This window comes from Streptomyces viridosporus T7A (assembly GCF_008704515.1).
In the GTDB taxonomy this organism is placed as follows: Bacteria; Actinomycetota; Actinomycetes; order Streptomycetales; family Streptomycetaceae; genus Streptomyces; species Streptomyces viridosporus.
Window position 1 is genome coordinate 1311714 of the sequence record NZ_CP023700.1, and the last position, 17520, is coordinate 1329233.

16 protein-coding genes are annotated in these 17520 nt (G+C 73.4%); 12 read left to right on the forward strand and 4 right to left on the reverse strand.

Translation table 11 applies throughout. The features are described 5' to 3' along the window. Positions 1-85: 85 nt before the first annotated feature. From CP969_RS06200 to CP969_RS06230, 7 genes are all read left to right on the forward strand, one after another. Positions 86-436, forward strand: a complete 351-nt coding sequence (locus tag CP969_RS06200; protein WP_375137777.1) for a cupin domain-containing protein — start codon at positions 86-88, stop codon at positions 434-436. Continuing rightward, positions 433-1701: a beta-ketoacyl-[acyl-carrier-protein] synthase family protein gene (locus tag CP969_RS06205; protein ID WP_004991632.1), complete on the forward strand. Its 1269-nt coding sequence runs from the start codon at positions 433-435 to the stop codon at positions 1699-1701. The genes CP969_RS06200 and CP969_RS06205 overlap by 4 nt, the downstream gene beginning before the upstream one ends. After that, positions 1698-2954, forward strand: a complete 1257-nt coding sequence (locus CP969_RS06210; protein WP_004991631.1) for a ketosynthase chain-length factor — start codon at positions 1698-1700, stop codon at positions 2952-2954. Before CP969_RS06205 ends, CP969_RS06210 begins: the two co-directional genes overlap by 4 nt. Positions 2955-2982: 28 nt before the next feature. Then, positions 2983-3243, forward strand: coding sequence for an acyl carrier protein (locus CP969_RS06215; protein WP_016827456.1), 261 nt, complete (start codon positions 2983-2985; stop codon positions 3241-3243). A 2-nt stretch (positions 3244-3245) separates the two neighbouring features. Then, on the forward strand, positions 3246-3728 hold the full coding sequence (locus CP969_RS06220; protein WP_004991629.1) for an SRPBCC family protein: 483 nt from the start codon (positions 3246-3248) through the stop codon (positions 3726-3728). A 27-nt stretch (positions 3729-3755) separates the two neighbouring features. Continuing rightward, positions 3756-4091 (forward strand): TcmI family type II polyketide cyclase, encoded by a 336-nt coding sequence (locus tag CP969_RS06225; RefSeq protein ID WP_004991628.1) that lies wholly within the window; start codon positions 3756-3758, stop codon positions 4089-4091. 394 nt (positions 4092-4485) lie between these two features. Beyond that, entirely contained in the window at positions 4486-5910 is a 1425-nt protein-coding gene (locus CP969_RS06230; protein WP_004991627.1) for a Gfo/Idh/MocA family protein, read from the forward strand. An 86-nt stretch (positions 5911-5996) separates the two neighbouring features. On the opposite strand, the gene CP969_RS06235 is transcribed toward CP969_RS06230, so the two are convergent. Next, complete coding sequence (locus tag CP969_RS06235; RefSeq protein ID WP_016827455.1) at positions 5997-6215, reverse strand: EF-hand domain-containing protein; 219 nt, start codon at positions 6213-6215, stop codon at positions 5997-5999. Positions 6216-6620: 405 nt separating this feature from the next. Between CP969_RS06235 and helR the strand changes: the two genes are divergently transcribed. Beyond that, positions 6621-8810, forward strand: a complete 2190-nt coding sequence (gene helR / locus CP969_RS06240) for an RNA polymerase recycling motor ATPase HelR (protein ID WP_016827454.1) — start codon at positions 6621-6623, stop codon at positions 8808-8810. A 170-nt stretch (positions 8811-8980) separates the two neighbouring features. After that, on the forward strand, positions 8981-9415 hold the full coding sequence (locus CP969_RS06245; protein ID WP_004991617.1) for a pyridoxamine 5'-phosphate oxidase family protein: 435 nt from the start codon (positions 8981-8983) through the stop codon (positions 9413-9415). A 183-nt stretch (positions 9416-9598) separates the two neighbouring features. Here the strand turns inward: CP969_RS06245 and CP969_RS06250 are convergent, their stop codons facing one another. Further along, the gene (locus CP969_RS06250) at positions 9599-11173 is read right to left on the reverse strand and encodes an MDR family MFS transporter (RefSeq protein WP_016827453.1); all 1575 of its coding nucleotides are present in this window, start codon (positions 11171-11173) and stop codon (positions 9599-9601) included. 173 nt (positions 11174-11346) lie between these two features. Further along, positions 11347-12027, reverse strand: coding sequence for a TetR/AcrR family transcriptional regulator (locus CP969_RS06255; RefSeq protein WP_004991615.1), 681 nt, complete (start codon positions 12025-12027; stop codon positions 11347-11349). Between the two features lie 239 nt (positions 12028-12266). Between CP969_RS06255 and CP969_RS06260 the strand changes: the two genes are divergently transcribed. After that, positions 12267-12716 (forward strand): universal stress protein, encoded by a 450-nt coding sequence (locus tag CP969_RS06260; RefSeq protein ID WP_039831310.1) that lies wholly within the window; start codon positions 12267-12269, stop codon positions 12714-12716. 141 nt (positions 12717-12857) lie between these two features. Here CP969_RS06260 and CP969_RS06265 read toward each other — a convergent pair whose 3' ends face one another. After that, a complete protein-coding gene (locus CP969_RS06265) occupies positions 12858-14273 on the reverse strand; it encodes an amidase (protein WP_016827451.1) in 1416 nt (471 codons plus the stop codon). A gap of 612 nt (positions 14274-14885) precedes the next feature. On the opposite strand from CP969_RS06265, the gene CP969_RS06270 reads away from it, so the two are divergent. After that, positions 14886-16091, forward strand: a complete 1206-nt coding sequence (locus CP969_RS06270) for a S8 family peptidase (RefSeq protein WP_026085378.1) — start codon at positions 14886-14888, stop codon at positions 16089-16091. Positions 16092-16244: 153 nt separating this feature from the next. Next, entirely contained in the window at positions 16245-17519 is a 1275-nt protein-coding gene (locus tag CP969_RS06275) for a sulfite oxidase (protein WP_016827449.1), read from the forward strand. Position 17520: the final 1 nt, after the last annotated feature.

Below are 17520 nucleotides of genomic sequence, written 5' to 3' on the forward strand. Positions count from 1 at the left end.
GAGCGAGACGGAGCCCAACCGAAGGCGCGGAGGTGACCTCAGGACCCTGCTCACGCCGGCGACCGTGGGGTCGACCAGCGGCTTCATGGGGCTGGCCATCATCCAGCCCGGCGAGCGCATCGGCGAGCACTACCACCCGTACTCCGAGGAGTTCGTGTACGTCGTCAGCGGCGCGCTCGAAGTGGACCTGGACGGCGAGCCGTTCGCGCTCCGGGCCGACCAGGGGCTGATGATCCCGATCGACATGCGGCACCGCTTCCGCAACGTCGGCGACCAGGAGGCCCGCATGGTCTTCCACCTGGGTCCGCTCGCCCCGCACCCGAGCCTCGGCCACGTCGACACCGAGGAGACCGAAGGTGCGGCGGCCGGACCGCAGCTGACGGTCGGCGGGCCGGAGCAGGGCCGCCCGTCCGAGGCCAGCGGAGCCGTGAAATGACCCGGCGGATAGCCGTCACCGGCCTGGGCGTGGTCGCTCCCGGCGGCATCGGGGCAACGGCGTTCTGGGACCTCCTCTCCGCCGGCCGCACCGCGACCCGGGGCATCACCCTGTTCGATCCGACGGGTCTGCGTTCGCGCATCGCCGCCGAGTGCGACTTCGACCCGTACGAGCACGGCCTCGACGTGGACCTGTGCCAGCACGCCGACCGGTACATCCAGTTCGCGGCGGTCGCCGCCGGGGAGGCCGTCCGGGACGCCGGACTCGACATCGCCGCCGAGGACCCCTGGCGCACGGCGGTCAGTCTGGGCAGCGCGGTCGGCGGCACCACCCGCCTGGAACACGACTACGTCCTGGTCAGCGAGCACGGCCGGCGCTGGGACGTGGACCACCGGGCGGCCGAACCGAAGCTGCACCAGGCGTTCCAGCCGAGCACGCTCGCCTCGGTCGTCGCCGAGCAGTTCGGCGCCCGGGGCCCGGTGCAGACGGTCTCCACCGGCTGCACCTCGGGGCTGGACGCGGTCGGCTACGCCTTCCACACCATCGCCGAGGGCCGGGCCGACGTCTGCATCGCGGGTGCGTCGGACTCGCCGATCTCACCGATCACGATGGCGTGCTTCGACGCCATCAAGGCGACCTCGCCCAACAACGACGACCCCGAGCACGCCTCGCGGCCGTTCGACGCCCGCCGCGACGGCTTCGTGATGGGCGAGGGCGCGGCGGTGCTCGTCCTCGAGGAGTACGAGCACGCCCGGGCCCGCGGCGCGGAGATCTACTGCGAGATCAGCGGCTACGCCACCTACGGCAACGCCTACCACATGACCGGTCTGACCAGTGAGGGAGTGGAGATGGCCCGGGCGATCGACACCACGCTCGACCAGGCCCGGATCGATCCCACGCTGATCGACTACGTCAACGCGCACGGCTCCGGCACCCGGCAGAACGACCGGCACGAGACGGCCGCGGTGAAGCGGTCCCTGGGCGCGCACGCCTACGAGACGCCCATGAGCTCCATCAAGTCGATGGTGGGGCACTCGCTGGGCGCGATCGGCGCCATCGAGGTGGTCGCCTGCGTCCTGGCCATGAAGCACCAGGTGGTGCCGCCGACGGCGAACTACGAGACCCCCGACCCGGAGTGCGACCTGGACTACGTGCCGCGCACCGCCCGCTCGCGGAAGCTGGACAACGTGCTCTCCGTGGGCAGCGGTTTCGGCGGTTTCCAGTCCGCGGTGCTGCTGACCGGGCCGGGCGGGAGGAACCGATGAGAGCTCAGCGCACTCAGCACCCCCGGCGCGCGGCCGTCACCGGCATCGGTGTGATCGCGCCCAACGGACAGCGGCCCGACGCCTACTGGAAGGCCGTCAGCGAGGGTGTCCCGGTACTGGACCGGATCACCCGCGAGGGCTGCGACCACCTGCCGCTCCGTGTGGCGGGCGAGGTCAGGGCCTTCGACGCGTCGGCCCTCGTCGAGGACCGGTTCCTGGTCCAGACCGACCGGTTCAGCCACTTCGCGATGGCCGCGGCCGCCCTCGCCCTCGACGACGCCGGCCTCGGCAGCGGCGACCCCGCGGAGCCGTTCTCCGTCGGGGTGGTGACCGCCGCCGGGTCGGGAGGCGGCGAGTTCGGCCAGCGCGAGCTGCAGAAGCTGTGGGGACAGGGCTCGAAGTTCGTCGGCCCGTACCAGTCCATCGCCTGGTTCTACGCGGCGAGCACCGGCCAGATCTCCATCCGCGGCGGTTTCAAGGGGCCGTGCGGGGTGGTGGCGAGCGACGAGGCGGGCGGTCTCGACGCCCTCGCGCACGCGGCCCGCGAGGTGCGGCGCGGCACCGGCACGATGATCGTGGGCGCTGCGGAGGCGCCCCTCGCCCCTTACTCGATGGTGTGCCAGCTCGGCTACCCCGAGCTCAGCACCGTCGACGACCCCGACCGCGCCTACCGCCCGTTCACCGCGGACGCCTGCGGCTTCGTTCCCGCCGAGGGCGGCGCCCTGCTCGTCGTCGAGGACGAGGACCGGGCCCGGGAGCGCGGAGCGACCGTCCGGGCCACCGTGGCCGGTCATGCCGCCACCTTCACCGGGGCCTCCCGCTGGGAGGAGTCCCGGGAGGGCCTCGCCCGCGCGATCCGCGGCGCCCTCGACGAGGCGGACTGCGCCCCGGAGGAGGTCGACGTCGTGTTCGCCGACGCCCTGGGCGTCGCGGAGGCGGACCGCGCCGAGGCGCTGGCGATCGCCGACGCCCTGGGCGCGCACGGCACCCGTGTGCCCGTCACCGCGCCCAAGACCGGCATCGGGCGCGCCCACTGCGCGGCGCCGGTGCTGGACACGGTGGCCGCGGTGCTCGCCATGGAACACGGCCAGGTGCCGCCCACACCCAACGTGTCCGACATCTGCCACGACCTCGACCTGGTGATGTCGCGCGCTCGCCCCGCCGAGCTGCGCACGGCCCTCGTCCTGAGCAGGGGACTGATGGGCTCCAACGCGGCGCTGGTAGTGCGCCGTGCCGGCGAATCCGCCCGGTAGGACCGGGTGGGAAGGAGCAGACACAGCCATGATCACCACCGAAATGACCTTCGACGAACTGGCCGCCCTGATGAAGAAGGCGGCCGGCATCACCGTCGACCCCCAGGAGCTCGAGCAGGGCTCGGACTCCCCCTTCGACTCCTTCGGGCTCGACTCGCTCGGCCTGCTCGGCATCGTCGGCGAGCTGGAGAACCGGCACGGCCGGTCGCTCCCCCCCGACTCGGAGCGCTGCAGGACGCCCCGGGAGTTCCTGGACCTCGTCAACAGCACCCTCACGGCTGGAGCCTGAAAGTGGTCGGACACACCGAGAACAGCATCACCATCGACGCTCCCTTCGACCTCGTCTGGGAGATGACCAACGACCTCGAGAACTGGCCGAACCTGTTCAGCGAGTACGCCTCGGTCGAGGTGCTCTCCCGCGAGGGCGCCACGACGACGTTCCGGCTGACGATGCACCCGGACGAGAACGGCAAGGTGTGGAGCTGGGTGTCGGAGCGCACCCCGGACCGCGACAAGCGGATCGTCCGCGCCCGCCGTGTCGAGACCGGGCCCTTCGCGCACATGAACATCCTGTGGGAGTACGCGGAGCTGCCGGACGGCGTCCGGATGCGCTGGATCCAGGACTTCGCGATGAAGCCCGACGCCCCGGTCGACGACGCGTGGATGACGGACAACATCAACCGCAACTCCCGCACGCAGATGGCCCTCATCCGGGACCGGATCGAGCAGGCCGCCGGCGAGCGCGAGGGCGCGCCCGTCGCGTCCTCGCGCTGAGCGCCCGACCAGGAAAGGACCCACCCGATGCACCACGCCCTCATCGTCGCCCGGATGAAACCGGGTTCGGCGCCGAAGATCGCCGACGTGTTCGCCGCATCCGACCGGGGCGAGCTCCCCCACCTGGTGGGCGTCGACCGCCGCAGCCTCTTCCAGTTCGGCGACGACGTGTACCTGCACCTCATCGAGTCCGAGCAGGACCCGGCGCCCGCCATCGCGAAGGTGGCCTCGCACCCCGAGTTCCGCCGTGTCAGCGAGCAGTTGGAGGCGTACGTCAGCGCGTACGACCCGGCCACGTGGCGCAGTCCGAAGGACGCCATGGCCCAGTGCTTCTACCGCTGGGAGCGGAACGCCGGCTCCTGACCGAGGCGCCCGCCGCACCAACCCCGAGGCCGCCGGCCCCGCGTCAGTCGCGGAACCGGCGGCCTCGGGGTTGCGGCCGTGCCTCTCGGCGGTCATCTGCGGGGCCGTCAGGCGGTCGGTCCCGGCGGCCCGCAGCCCGTTCCTTCGCGAGGGGGGCGGTGTCCCCGGCTCCGCCGCGTCCACGGCCTTCCGGGTCGATCTCCCGGGCCGCACGCGGTGCGCGGTCGGGACACCGGCCGACGGGGCGGTGCCCCGGATGCTCGAACCTGCTCGGAACAGCTCCTCATCGAGCACGTATTGACATGCACTCATCGAACCCGCAGAGTCGTCCCCCGACAGTCCCGAGAGTGCACCGGCAGTGATGCAGGCCATCCCACCGAGGAGTGTTGCCGTCATGTCCGAAACACCCGCTGTCCCCCGCCGACTGGTTCTGGGCGGAGCCGTCGCCACCGGCGCGCTCGCGGCCGGGGTGACCGCCGCGGCCCCGGCCGCGGCGGCCGCGACCGGGCGGGCGCCCCGCCGCAGGCCCGGACAGAAGTCGATGATCGGCGTACCGTTCGACGTCCACAGAACCGTCCGCGTCGGTGTGATCGGCCTGGGCAACCGGGGCTCGGGCATGATCACGGGCTGGGCGGCCGTGCCCGGCTGCACCGTGACCGCCGTCTGCGACATCCGCGCCGACCGCGCGAGACGCGCCGCCGACCGGCTGGTGGGCAAGGGCGCCCCGCGCCCCGCCGAGTACGGCGGCTCCGCCGACTCCTACGCCCGGATGCTCGAGCGCGACGACATCGACCTGGTGTACGTCGCCACGCCGTGGGAGTTCCACCACGAGCACGGCAGGGCGGCGCTGCTGAGCGGCAGGCACGCCATGGTGGAACTCCCCGTCGCGACCGAACTGCGTCAGCTGTGGGACCTCGTCGACACCTCCGAGCGCACCCGCAGGCACCTGCTCCTCGCGGAGAACTGCAGCTACGGCCGCAATGAACTGGCCATGCTCAGGATGGCGCACGCCGGTCTGTTCGGAGACCTCACCCACGGCCACGGCGGTTACCTCCACGACCTGCGCGAACTGCTCTTCTCCGACACCTACTACACCGACGCCTGGCGGCGGCGCTGGCACACCCGCAGCACCGCCTCCCTCTACCCCATGCACGGACTGGCCCCGATCGCGGCGGCCATGGACATCAACCGCGGCGACCGGATGACCACCCTGCGCGCCACCGCGACCGCCCCGAGGGGGCTGGCCGACTACCGCGAGCGCTTCGTCCCCCGGGACCATCCCTCCTGGAGGGAGACCTACATCAACGGTGACCTGGTCACCTGCATGATCGAGACGGAGAAGGGCCGGACCGTCCGGGCCGAGCACGACGTGAGTTCGCCCCGGCCGTACAGCCGGATCAACACCCTCGCCGGCAGCCGCGGCATCGTCGAGGACTACGCGGGACCCGCCCCGACCGGTGCGCGCGTCTACCTCGAACCGGACCACGGCGGCCACGCCTGGCGCGACTTCGCCGACTACCGCAAGGAGTTCGACCACTGGCTGTGGCGGAAGGTCGGCGACGACGCCGCGAACAACGGCGGCCACGGCGGCATGGACTACGTGCTGCAGTGGCGCACGGTCCAGTCGATGCGCGCCGGGCTGGTGCCCGACATCGACGTGTACGACTCGGCCGCCTGGTGCGCGCCGGTCCCGCTGAGCGCCGCGTCCCTGGCCCAGAAGGGCCGCCCGGTCGAGTTCCCCGACTTCACCCGGGGCGCCTGGGCCGACAAGCGGCCCGGACTCGACTCGTCCGCCACCGAGATGCCACCCGTCGGCTGAGCGCGGCACGTCCGGCGGAACGGAGGGGCGGAGCCGTCGGAGCGGAACGGCCGGGCCCGGTACGCTCGCGTACCGGGCCCGCGGTGTCAGCGGTTCATGGCCGCCCAGAACTCCTCGAAGGACATCCGGCCGTCGCCGTCGGTGTCGAGCGAGTCGATCAGTTCCCGGGCCTGCGCCTCCGTGATCCCGGAGCCCTCCAGCTCCGTCACGACCTTCCGGTACTCGTCCGCGGTGACCAGGCCGTCCCCGTCCACGTCGTAGCGTTCGAAGACCTTGCGCGCCGCCGTCTCCACGATGTCCGCCATGTGCTCCGTCCCTCTGCCTTCTGCGATCTTCGCTGACGCGCCCACACTATCCGTCCGCCTCGGAGCGACAAGGGGCGGAAGCGGGAGCGGAACAGGAGCGGAGAAGAGGGGGAGAAAGGGAGGGAAAGGGGAGGGAAAAGGGAGGGAAAAAAGGGAAAGGCAAGGAGGTCGTCCACTCCTTGCCACTCTCAACTTATAGCGCACCGGGGGGCTTGCGGCAAGACCCCGGGGGTGCCTCAGGATGGTCGGCCGAGGCCGGACCCCGCGGAAAGAGGAGCCGTGCGGAGCCGCTGCTCGACGCGGTGAGCGGGGAAGGGCCGTCCGTACCCGCGCGGACCGCGCGGGATCGTCGCACCGGGCCGACGCGTGCCATGACCACGGTCGGCCCCCATCGGAGCCAAGGACGTGAACCCCCTGACCACCAGTGCCTTCGACCTTCCCGACCGCCTCTCCCCCAAGGCCGACCCGGCGCTGATCGCCGACGACGAACAGCACTTCGCGGCCGTCGCGGAGTGCCTCGAGCAGTCGGTCGCCGAGGTGTCCGACCGCCTCGGCGTCCTGCGCAGGGCGCCCGGCGGCACCGGCCGGGAGGCGATGGACCGGGACGTGGAGATCCACCGGCTCACCGCCCGCCTGCGCGTGCTGCGTCGCTTCGGCCTCGACCTGTGCCTGGGGCGCATGGTCGGCGCGGACGGCTCCGGGCCCGTGTACGTCGGACGGCTCGGCCTCACGGACGGCGCGGGCCGCCGGCTGCTGCTGGACTGGCGCTCCCCCGCGGCCGAGCCGTTCTTCGGGGCCACCCACGCCCGCCCGATGGGGCTGGCGAGCCGCCGCAGGTACCGCTGGACCCGCGGCCGGATCAGCGACTACTGGGACGAGGTCTTCGTCCCGGACGGATTCGCCGGGCACGCCGCGCTCGACGACCAGTCCGCCTTCATCGCCAGTCTGGGCAGCAGCCGGTCGCCCCGGATGCGGGACGTGCTCGGCACCATCCAGGCCGACCAGGACGCCGTCATCCGGGCGGGGTCCCGCGGCACCCTCGTCGTCGACGGCGGTCCGGGCACGGGGAAGACCGTCGTCGCGCTGCACCGCGCCGCCTACCTCCTCCACTGCGACCCCCGCGTCGGCCACCGCCGGGGCGGCGTGCTGTTCGTCGGTCCGCACCGGCCCTACCTGGAGTACGTCTCCGACGTCCTGCCCAGCCTCGGCGAGGAGGGCGTGCGGACCTGCGTCCTGCGGGACCTCGTCGCCGAGGGGGCCTCGGCGGGGACCGAGGCCGATCCGGAGGTGGCCCGCCTGAAGTCGTCCGCGGACCTGGTGAGGGCGATCGAGACGGCCGTCCGGTTCTACGAGGAGCCGCCCGCCGAGGGGATGACGGTCACGACCCACTGGTCCGACGTCCGGCTGAGCGCCGACGACTGGGCCGCGGCGTTCGAGGCGGCGGAACCCGGCACTCCGCACAATGAGGCGCGCGACCAGGTCTGGGAGGAACTGCTCACCATCCTGGTGGCCAAGCACGACGACGAGGCCTGGGCACAGGACGGCGACGTCCCGGCCGACCTGCTCCGCAGGTCGCTGGCGCGGAACAGGGAGCTGGTCACGGCCTTCGACCGGGCCTGGCCGCTGCTCGAAGCGACCGATCTCGTCGAGGACCTGTGGTCGGTGCCGGCCTATCTGCGCAGGTGCGCTCCCTGGCTCGGCCCCGACGAGGTGCGCAAGCTGCGGCGCGCGGACCCCCGGGCCTGGACGGTGTCCGACCTGCCGCTCCTGGACGCGGCACGGCAGCGGCTCGGCGACCCGGAGACGGCCCGGCGCAGGCGCCGGCGCGAGGCACTCGTCGCCGCCCGGCACGAGCGCATGGCGCAGGTCGTCGACAACCTGATCGACGCCGCGGTCGACTCCGGGGCCGACGGCGACGACGGCGAAGGCCTGGTGACGATGTTGCGCGGCGAGGACGCCCGGGTCAGCCTGGTCGACGAGTCCGAACTGCCCGTCGCCGACCCGGATCTGCTCGCCGGCCCGTTCGCGCACGTCGTCGTGGACGAGGCCCAGGAGCTGACCGACGCCGAGTGGCAGATGCTGCTGCTGCGCTGCCCGTCCCGGAGCTTCACCGTGGTCGGGGACCGTGCCCAGGCCAGGCACGGGTTCACCGAGTCGTGGCGGGAACGGCTCGAGCGGGTCGGACTCGACCGGATCGAGGTGGCGTCCCTGAGCATCAACTACCGGACGCCGGAAGAGGTCATGGCGGAAGCCGAGCCGGTCGTCCGGGCCGTGCTCCCGGACGCCAACGTACCGGTCTCCGTCCGCGGCAGCGGCGTTCCCGTCGTCCACGGATCCGTCGCGGAGCTGGACTCGGTCCTCGACACCTGGCTCGCCGCACACGGCGACGGGACCGCCTGCGTCATCGGTGCTCCCGCGTTCCGGGCGACGTCCCGCGTCCGGTCGCTGACCCCGGAGCTGTCGAAGGGGCTCGAGTTCGACCTGGTCGTCCTCGTCGACCCGGAGGCGTTCGGCGAGGGCGTCGAGGGAGCGGTCGACCGCTATGTCGCGATGACCCGGGCGACCCGGCAACTCGTCGTCCTCACCAGCCCCTGACGGCGGCCGGACACCCGTTCCCGGCCGAGCCGGGTGCGGTGCGGCCCGCGGGCCGCGGGCGGGCGGGGGCGGTCCACGGCGTACGGTCGGGGTGCAGGCCCTCGAGCCGGACCGTCCCGGACGGGACCGGCACCCCGCGCAGCCGTACCGCCCCGCACAGAGGAGAAGCGTTGCACCCCGACACCCCACCGCCGGCCGGAGCCGAGGCCGAAACGGAGACCGACGCCGCCTTCTGGCGGGAACGCCGGGTGTGCTTCCTCGCCACCCGGCGCCCGGAGGACGGCAGTCCGCACCTCGTGCCCGTCGGGGTCACCTACGACCCCGAGACCCGTGTCGCCCGCGTCATCAGCGACGCCCGGAGCAAGAAGGTCCGCAACGTGCGCCGGTCCGCCCCGGGGACCGTGGTCGCCGTCAGCCAGGTCGACGGCCGGCGCTGGTGCACCCTGGAGGGCCCCGCCGTCGTCAGGGACGACGCCGAGTCCGTGGCCGAGGCCGAGCGCCGCTACGCCGAGCGCTACCGGCAGCCGCGCGTCAACCCGAACCGGGTGGTCATCGAGATCACCGTCACCCGCGCGCTGGGCACCGCCAAGCCGCCCGGCTGGTGACGCCACAGGTCCGCGCGGCGGCTCCGGCGGCAAAGGGGTGATCCGCGGGACGGGCGGACGCCCGGCCGGTTCACCCCTGGTGACACGCGGCCGGGGCGGTGCGCGGAACGGCCGGACGGGGCCGCCCGCCGCGTGGCGGGCGGCCCCGTCCGGCCGCGCGTGCCCGGTCCGCCGGGTCCCGGCTCAGCCGACCGGCGCCGCCGGGTCCTTGCCCGCCGGCGCGGCGTCCGGGGCGCCGGCCTCCTCGGCGAGGCGCTCCATGCCGCTGGTGGTCTTCAGCGGCTTCTCCTTCAGGAACACCACGGCGACCAGCGCGAGCAGCGCGAACGGCGTGGCGACGAGGAACAGGTCGGCCGTGGCGACGCCGTAGGCGTGCTCGACGACGGCCCGCACCGGGGCGGGCAGCGTGGACACGTCCGGGACGCTGCTCCCGCCCGAGCCCTCACCGGCCGGCACGGTGATGCCCGCCTCCCGGAAGCCCTTGGTCATCTCGCTGGCGACCCGGTTGGCGAGGATCGCGCCGAGGACGCTGGTGCCGATGGTGCCGCCCATGCTGCGGAAGAAGGACAGCACGGAGGTCGCGGCGCCCAGTTCGGCGGCGGGCACGTCGTTCTGGGCGGCGAGCACCAGGTTCTGCATCAGCATGCCGACGCCGACGCCGAGCACCGCCATGTAGAGGCTGAGGAGGGCGAAGGGGGTGTCGGCGTCGATCGTGGAGAGCAGCCCGAGACCGACGGTCATGGTGACCGCGCCCGCCACCAGGTACCGCTTCCACTTGCCGGTCCGGCTGATCACCTGTCCGGCGACGGTCGACGACACCAGCAGGCCCATGATCATGGGCAGGCTCATCAGACCGGCGACGGTCGGCGACTTGCCCAGGGAGATCTGGAAGTACTGCGAGAGGAAGACGGTCCCGCCGAACATGGCGACACCGACCAGGAGGCTGGCGACGGTGGTCAGCGTCACCGTGCGGTTGCGGAAGATGTCGAGCGGGATGACCGGCTCGGGGGTGCGGGCCTCCACGAGGACCGCGGCGAGCAGCAGCACCACGCCACCGCCCGCGAGGGCGGCGGTCTGCCAGGAGATCCAGTCGAACTCGTTGCCGGCCAGCGACACCCAGATGAGCAGCGCGCAGACACCGGCGACGATCAGGAAGGCGCCGAGCCAGTCGATCCGCACCTCGCGCCGCGCGGTGGGCAGCCGCAGCGTGCGCTGCAGCAGCACGATGGCGAGCAGGGCGAACGGCACGCCGATGAAGAAGCACCAGCGCCAGCCCAGCCAGGAGGTGTCGACCAGCACACCGCCGATCAGCGGTCCGGCCACGGTGCCCACGGCGAAGACGGCACCGAAGATGCCGGCGTACTTGCCCAGTTGGCGGGGCGGGATGATGGAGGCCATCACGACCTGCGCGAGGGCGGTCAGACCGCCCGCGCCGATGCCCTGCACGACCCGGCTGAAGATCAGCAGGCCGATGCCTTCGGAGAAGCCCGCCAGCAGCGAGCCGACCACGAACATGCCCAGCGAGAGCTGGAGCAGCAGCTTCTTGTTGAAGAGGTCGGACAGCTTCCCCCACAGGGGCACCGTCGCGGTCATGGCCAGCAGTTCGGAGGTGACGACCCAGGTGTAGGAGGACTGGCTGGCGCCCAGGTCGGCGATGATCGTGGGCAGCGCGTTGGACACGACGGTGCCGGCCAGGATCGCGACGAACATGCCGGCCATCAGGCCGGACATGGCCTGGAGTATCTGCCGGTGGGTCATGGAGGTGGGAGGCGCGTCGTCGGGCGCCGGGGGTGGGGTCACGGGATCTCTTTCGGTGATGGTCGGACGGTCCGCACGGGCCGCACGGCGGCACAGGGCGGCGCGCTCGTGGGCGCGGACCGGACGGCTGGGACGGTGGCCGCGGCCGGAAGCCGGGCGGCCGACGCGGTGACTCAGGCGGGAGGAGCCGGAAGGCCGGCGGCGAGGAGGGCGAACACCTCCCGGAAGACGTCGGGGAAGGCCGCTTCCTCCTGCCGGGCGCACCAGTGCTCCACGCTGATCCGCACCGCGGTGCCCGCCACCGCGGCCAGCAGCCGCGGGTACAGGTCGAGCGCCCTGCGCCGTTCCTCGTCGGAACCGGCTCCGGGGGCGGGCACGGACGCCGGCCGGCCGCCGGAGCGGATGCGCGCGGCGATGACCTCGGCCAGTTCGGTCTCGTCCGCCAGGTGCGCGCCGAGGCTGCGCACCAGCAGGTGCGGCGAGGCGTGCAGCACCCGGGCGTGCAACTGCCACAGCTCGTGCTGCTGCTCCGCCTCGGCGAGTTCCGCCGCCATGGCGTCGCGCAGGGCCTCCAGCGGGGAGAGCGCGGCCGGCGCGTCGAGCACCGCCTGTCGCATCCGTGCGCCCGCGTCCGCGTCGATCACGACGAAGGCGTCGTCGCGCGTGTCGAAGTAGTTGAAGAAGGTCCGTACGGACACCCCGGCCGCCGCGCTGATCGCCTCGGCGGTGACCTTCTCCGCACCGTGCTCGGCGGCCAGCCGCACCGCGGCCTCGGCGAGCGCGGCACGCGTCGCCCGCTTCTTCCGCTCCCGCAGACCGCCCCCCGCGGCACCCTTCTCCGACACGACGTGCATGCTATGCAAAGATGCACGTCGTGCAAAATTAATAACGGGTCCGCTCGGGCCCCGGTGGCCGGCGGGCCGGCCGGAAGGACCCGTCACCGGGTCCGGCGCGCCGGGGCCACCGTCCGCTCCTCGGCGTCGTCGCACCGGGCCGGCCGTCCCCGCACCCTCCTGAGCGCCTCCGCTGGCGCGGCGGCGCGGGTCCCGGCAGCGTGGAAGGGCGCGGAGAACGACTGCTGAGCGAGGTGGCCATGCAATCCTCCGAAGTACCCCGGGTGGTCGTGGGGGTGGACGGATCCCCCTCGTCGTACGCCGCCCTGCGGTGGGCGGAACGCTACACACGGGTCGTCGGCGGTGTCGTCGAGGCGGTCCACGTCTGGGACACGCCGTCCTCCCGGGGCTGGAGCGGACCGGCGATCGACCCCGCGTTCGACCTGCAGCAGGCCGAGGAGCGGTTCGCGCAGGAACTGCGGACGGTCTTCCCGGACGGGCCTCCCGCCGGACTGAAGGAGCACCTGGTCGAGGGCGACCCGTCGGAGGTGCTGATCCGGGCCTCGGAGGGGGCCGCGCTCCTCGTCCTCGGCCGCCGGGGGCGGGGCGGCTTCACCCGAGCGATCCTGGGGTCGGTCAGCCAGCGCTGCGCCCAGCACGCGGCCTGTCCCGTCGTGGTGGTCCCCCGGGACCGGGATCCCGGGCACTGACCTCCCCACCGGTCGCGGCCGGCCGTTCGCCGCCGGCGCACGTGCGGGGGCCGCTCGGGCCCGCCGTGTCCCCGGCGCGGGCCGGCGCGGCGGCCACGCCTCGGGGCGCACGGCCGGAAGGCGCGGAGGACGGCCGCGGTGTCACGCGTCCTGGACGCGCCGGAAGGGGCGGTCCGCCTCCAGGGCGAACGCCACCTCCAGGAGCGTCCGTTCGCTGCCGGGGCGGCCGGAGAACATGACGCCGATGGGCATCCCGTCCTCCGTCGTGCTCACGGCCGGCACCGAGAGCGACGGTGTGCCGACGACGTTGTCGAGCGGTGTGAACGCGACGTAGGCGAGGATCCGCTCGATCAGCGCCGGGTAGGGAACGGCCGGGCTGAGGCGGCCGATCGGCGGTGTGGTGTGGGCGAGCACGGGGGAAAGGAGGAGATCGAGCCCGCGGAACGCCGCCGCGTACGCCTCCCTCGTGCGCTTCAGCCTCCGCAGCACGCCCGGGGTGCGCCGCCAGTTCTCCAGGTAGGCCTCGCGCAGCCCCCGGCTGAGGCCGTCCATGCGGTGCCGGTCGAAATCCGCGCCGAGGGTCCGGCCCGTGGCACCGATGAGGAACGACAGCAGTCCCCAGTAGGTGAGGAAGTCCTCGGTGAAGCGGGGGTCGAGGGCCGGCTCCACCGGCTCCACGGTGTGGCCGAGGCGTTCGAGCGTCGCCGCCGTCTCCGTGACGGCCGCCCGGGTCGCGGGGTCGCAGCGGACACCGTTCGGGGAGTCCAGCAGGAACCCGATGCGCAAGCGCCGCTCCGAGGGGCCCTCGACCAGGCCCAGGGGCGGCAGCTTCGGGTTGCGCCAGTACCTCTCGGCGGCCGCGAGGAACGCGGCGGTGTCCCGCACGGAACGGCTCACGACGCCGTCGGAGACGATGTCGAGGGGCAGCCGGTGGCTCAGGGCGTTCGCCAGGACCCGGCCGCGGGTCGGCTTGAGGCCGACGAGTCCGCAGCAGGCGGCGGGGATGCGGATCGAGCCGCCGCCGTCGTTGGCGTGCGCGATCGGCACCGCCCCGGCAGCGACGAGCGCCGCGCTGCCGCCCGACGAACCGCCCGCCGAGCGGCTCGTGTTCCACGGGTTGCGGACGGGCTCGGCGCCCTCGTACTCCGTGGTCGGGCTGAACCCGAATTCGGGCAGCCGGGTCTTGCCCAGCACCGTGACGCCGCTGCTCAGGAACTGCCGGGCGAACGGCGCGTGCCGCCGCGCGGCCCTCGGGGTGAAGGCCGTGCTGCCGTGGCCGGTGGGCAGGCCCAGGTAGTCGGTGTTGTCCTTGACGAAGGTCGGCACCCCGGCGAAGGCGCCGGCCGCCCCCGTGGCGTGCACCGGGGCGTCGATGTGCACCTGGACCGCGTTGAGCCGCGCCTCGACCGCCCGTACCCGCTCGGCCGCGGCCCGGGCGGCCTCGGCGGCACCGACCTCCCCCCGTCGGATCGCCTCGGCGAGACCGACGGCGTCGTGTTCGCCCAGGGCGTCGTCCCGGAAGGCGTGCACCGTGGTCCGTTCCTCGAAAGTCGTCACCGCTACCCCAGCCCCGGCCGTGTGCATGGTCGTCCACCATCATTCCTTACCGGCGGGTAACAGGCGAGGGGGCCGGAGCCGCCCCTCGGGATGACGCGCCCGCGGACGCCCCTCGGCTCCCCCCTCCCCCGTGGGCGAGCGGGTTCTCACGACTCCGCGCCACGGGGGTTCCCGCACCGCCGCCGCCTCGGCGGCACGGCCGCCCACCGCCACGGCCGCGCCCGGGCCGCCCCGGCGTCCGGCGTGGTGACCCCGCCGGACGCCGGCGCCGCCGCCCGCGCACGGGCCGCGCGCACGCCGGCGGCGGATCCGCGGCAGGGAGGGCGGGGGGCTCCCCGGACGTGCCGCGGCAGGGATGAAGCGGCTCTCTCCCGAGAACGCGCGCGGTTCCCCCGCGCGCCGGCTTTCACACGCTCTTTTTTGTGTCACGTACATGACGGAATTGTTGACGGCGGGTCAACCCTCTTGTCCTGTACATGATTTATGGGTGAGGCTTGCTCGCGGCCCGGGACGGAACGCAACGCTCCAGGCCGGGGTGCGCGATCACGCGCGCCCACCCCCACAGACGCGTGCCCCACCCAGGCGCGCCGCCTAGAGGAGGATTCCCTCGTAATGGCACAACTGCGTAGCAAGAGAATGCGGTTCGCCGCGATCGCCGGTGTCGCGACGGCCGCCCTGGCCTGCGGGCTCACCTCGGTCCCCGCCCAGGCCGCACCCGCCGAGGGCACGGTGCTCGCCGCCGGCTCCCCCACCGCGGTCAAGGACAGCTACATCGTGACGCTGAAGAAGGGCGCCGGGTTCAAGGCGTCCTCGGCCGCGGGCAAGGACCTGGTCGAACGGTACGGCGGCAACGTGAAGAAGACGTTCGGCAGCGCGCTGAACGGCTACACCGCCGCCCTCTCCGCCACCGAGGCCAAGCGCCTGGCCGCCGACCCGGCGGTCGCCTCCGTCGAGCAGAACCAGCGGGTGAGCATCACCGCCACGCAGTCCAACGCGCCGTGGGGCCTGGACCGCATCGACCAGACCTCGCTCCCGCTGTCCCGCACCTACACCTACCCGGACAGCGCGGGCAGCGGTGTCACGGCCTATGTCATCGACACCGGCGTCCGCATCACGCACCAGCAGATCAGCGGCCGCGCCAGCTACGGTTACGACGCCGTGGACGGCGACACCATCGCCTCCGACGGCAACGGCCACGGCACCCACGTGGCCACCACCATCGCCGGATCCACCTACGGGGTGGCCAAGAAGGCGAAGATCGTCGCCGTGCGGGTGCTGGACAACAACGGTTCCGGGACCACCGCCGGGGTCATCGCCGGCGTCGACTGGGTGACCAAGAACCACTCCGGCCCCTCGGTCGCCAACATGTCGCTCGGCGGCGGCGTGTCCACCACCCTGGACACCGCCGTGCGCAACTCCATCGCGAGCGGCGTCACCTACGCGGTCGCCGCGGGCAACAGCAACGCCAACGCCTCCTCCTTCTCCCCCGCCCGGGTGACCGAGGCCCTCACCGTGGGCGCCACGACCAGCACGGACGCCAGGGCGAGCTACTCCAACTACGGCTCGGTGCTGGACATCTTCGCCCCCGGCTCCTCGATCACGGCCGGCTGGCACACCGGTGACACCGCGACCAACACCATCTCCGGCACCTCGATGGCGGCCCCGCACGTCGCCGGAGCGGCAGCGGTCTACCTGGCCGGCCACACCTCCGCCACCCCGGCCCAGGTCGCCTCGGCCCTGGTGAGCGGTGCGACCACCGGCAAGGTGACCAACCCCGGCTCGGGTTCGCCGAACCGGCTGCTGAAGCTCGTGCCGTGACGTCCGGTTCCGCGGCCCGTCGGTGATCCTGTGATCGGCCGGTCCTGAACCGCGGTGCCCCGGAGGCCGGCCCGTCCGCCCGCCTCCGGGGCACCCCGGCGTCCCGTGGCGGGATGCGCCCCGGTGAGACCTCCCGTGAAAGGCAGGACGACCGTGCGTTCCCCCGAATCCGTCCACGACCGCCGCCGCCTGCGCCAGTGGCTGGCCGGTGAGGCCCTCGCCGACGGGGTCTCCCGGCGCGACATGTTCCGGCTCCTCGCGGCGGCCGGTCTCGCCGGTGCCGTTCCCGTGTCGCTCGGCGCTCCCGCCGCCGCGGCGACGGGCATCCGGGGCGCGGCGGACGCGCCCGGCATCGTCAAACCGCTGCCCGACGCGTGGTTCACCGTCCGCGGCACCAACGCCGAGACCCGGTTCGCCTCCCTCGCCGGAACCGGCTACCACACGCCCAACGACCGCTTCTTCGTCCGCAACCACACGGCGACCCCCGTGCTCGCCGCCGACGACTGGTCGCTCACCGTCTGGGGCGACGGTCTCGCGCACGGCCGCCCCGTCGAGTTCACCCTGGACGACCTCAAGCGGCTCCCCTCCGTCACCCGCAGCGCGTTCGTCGAGTGCGCCGGCAACGGCCGCAGCCTCTTCGCCACCCAGCAGGGCCGAAGCGCCAGCGGCACCGCCTGGACGCTCGGCGCGATCGGCGCCGCCCGCTGGCGCGGCGTCCGCCTCGCCGACGTGCTCCGCCGCGCCGGCCTCGGCCACCGTGCCGTGGACGTCATGCCCCGCGGTCTCGACGCCGACTACGTCACCGCTGACGGCATCGACCTCGGCCGGGTCCGCCGGCCGCTGCCCCTGTCCAAGGCGCTGGACGACGTCCTGCTCGCCTACGAGATGAACGGCGAACCGCTGCCGCACGACCACGGGCACCCGGTGCGCGTGCTCGTGCCGTCCTGGATCGGCATCGCGTCCATCAAGTGGGTCGGCGACATCCAGGTGTCCGCGCGACCGTTGTACTCGCCCTGGAACACCGACTTCTACCGCCTGTTCGGCGACTCCCACCCGGCGGAGGGCGGCGCCCCGCTGACCCGTCAGACGCTCAAGAGCGCCTGGGAGCTCGACCGGGACGCCGGCCTGCGGGCGGGCACCGTGCACCACCTGACCGGCCGGTCCTGGTCCGGGACGGGCGGTGTGGTCCGGGTCGAGGTCAGCACCGACGGCGGCGGCACCTGGCGCACGGCCGGGCTGCACGACGCGCCCCGCCGCCACGGCTGGGTCCGCTGGTCCACCCGCTGGCGGCCGCCGGCGCCGGGCCCGTACACCCTGCTGGCCAGGGCGACGGACTCCACCGGTCGTACCCAGCCGGACACCACGGTCCACAACACCCAGGGCTACCTGTTCGACGCGGTCGTGCGGCACCCGGTGCGGGCCCTGTGAC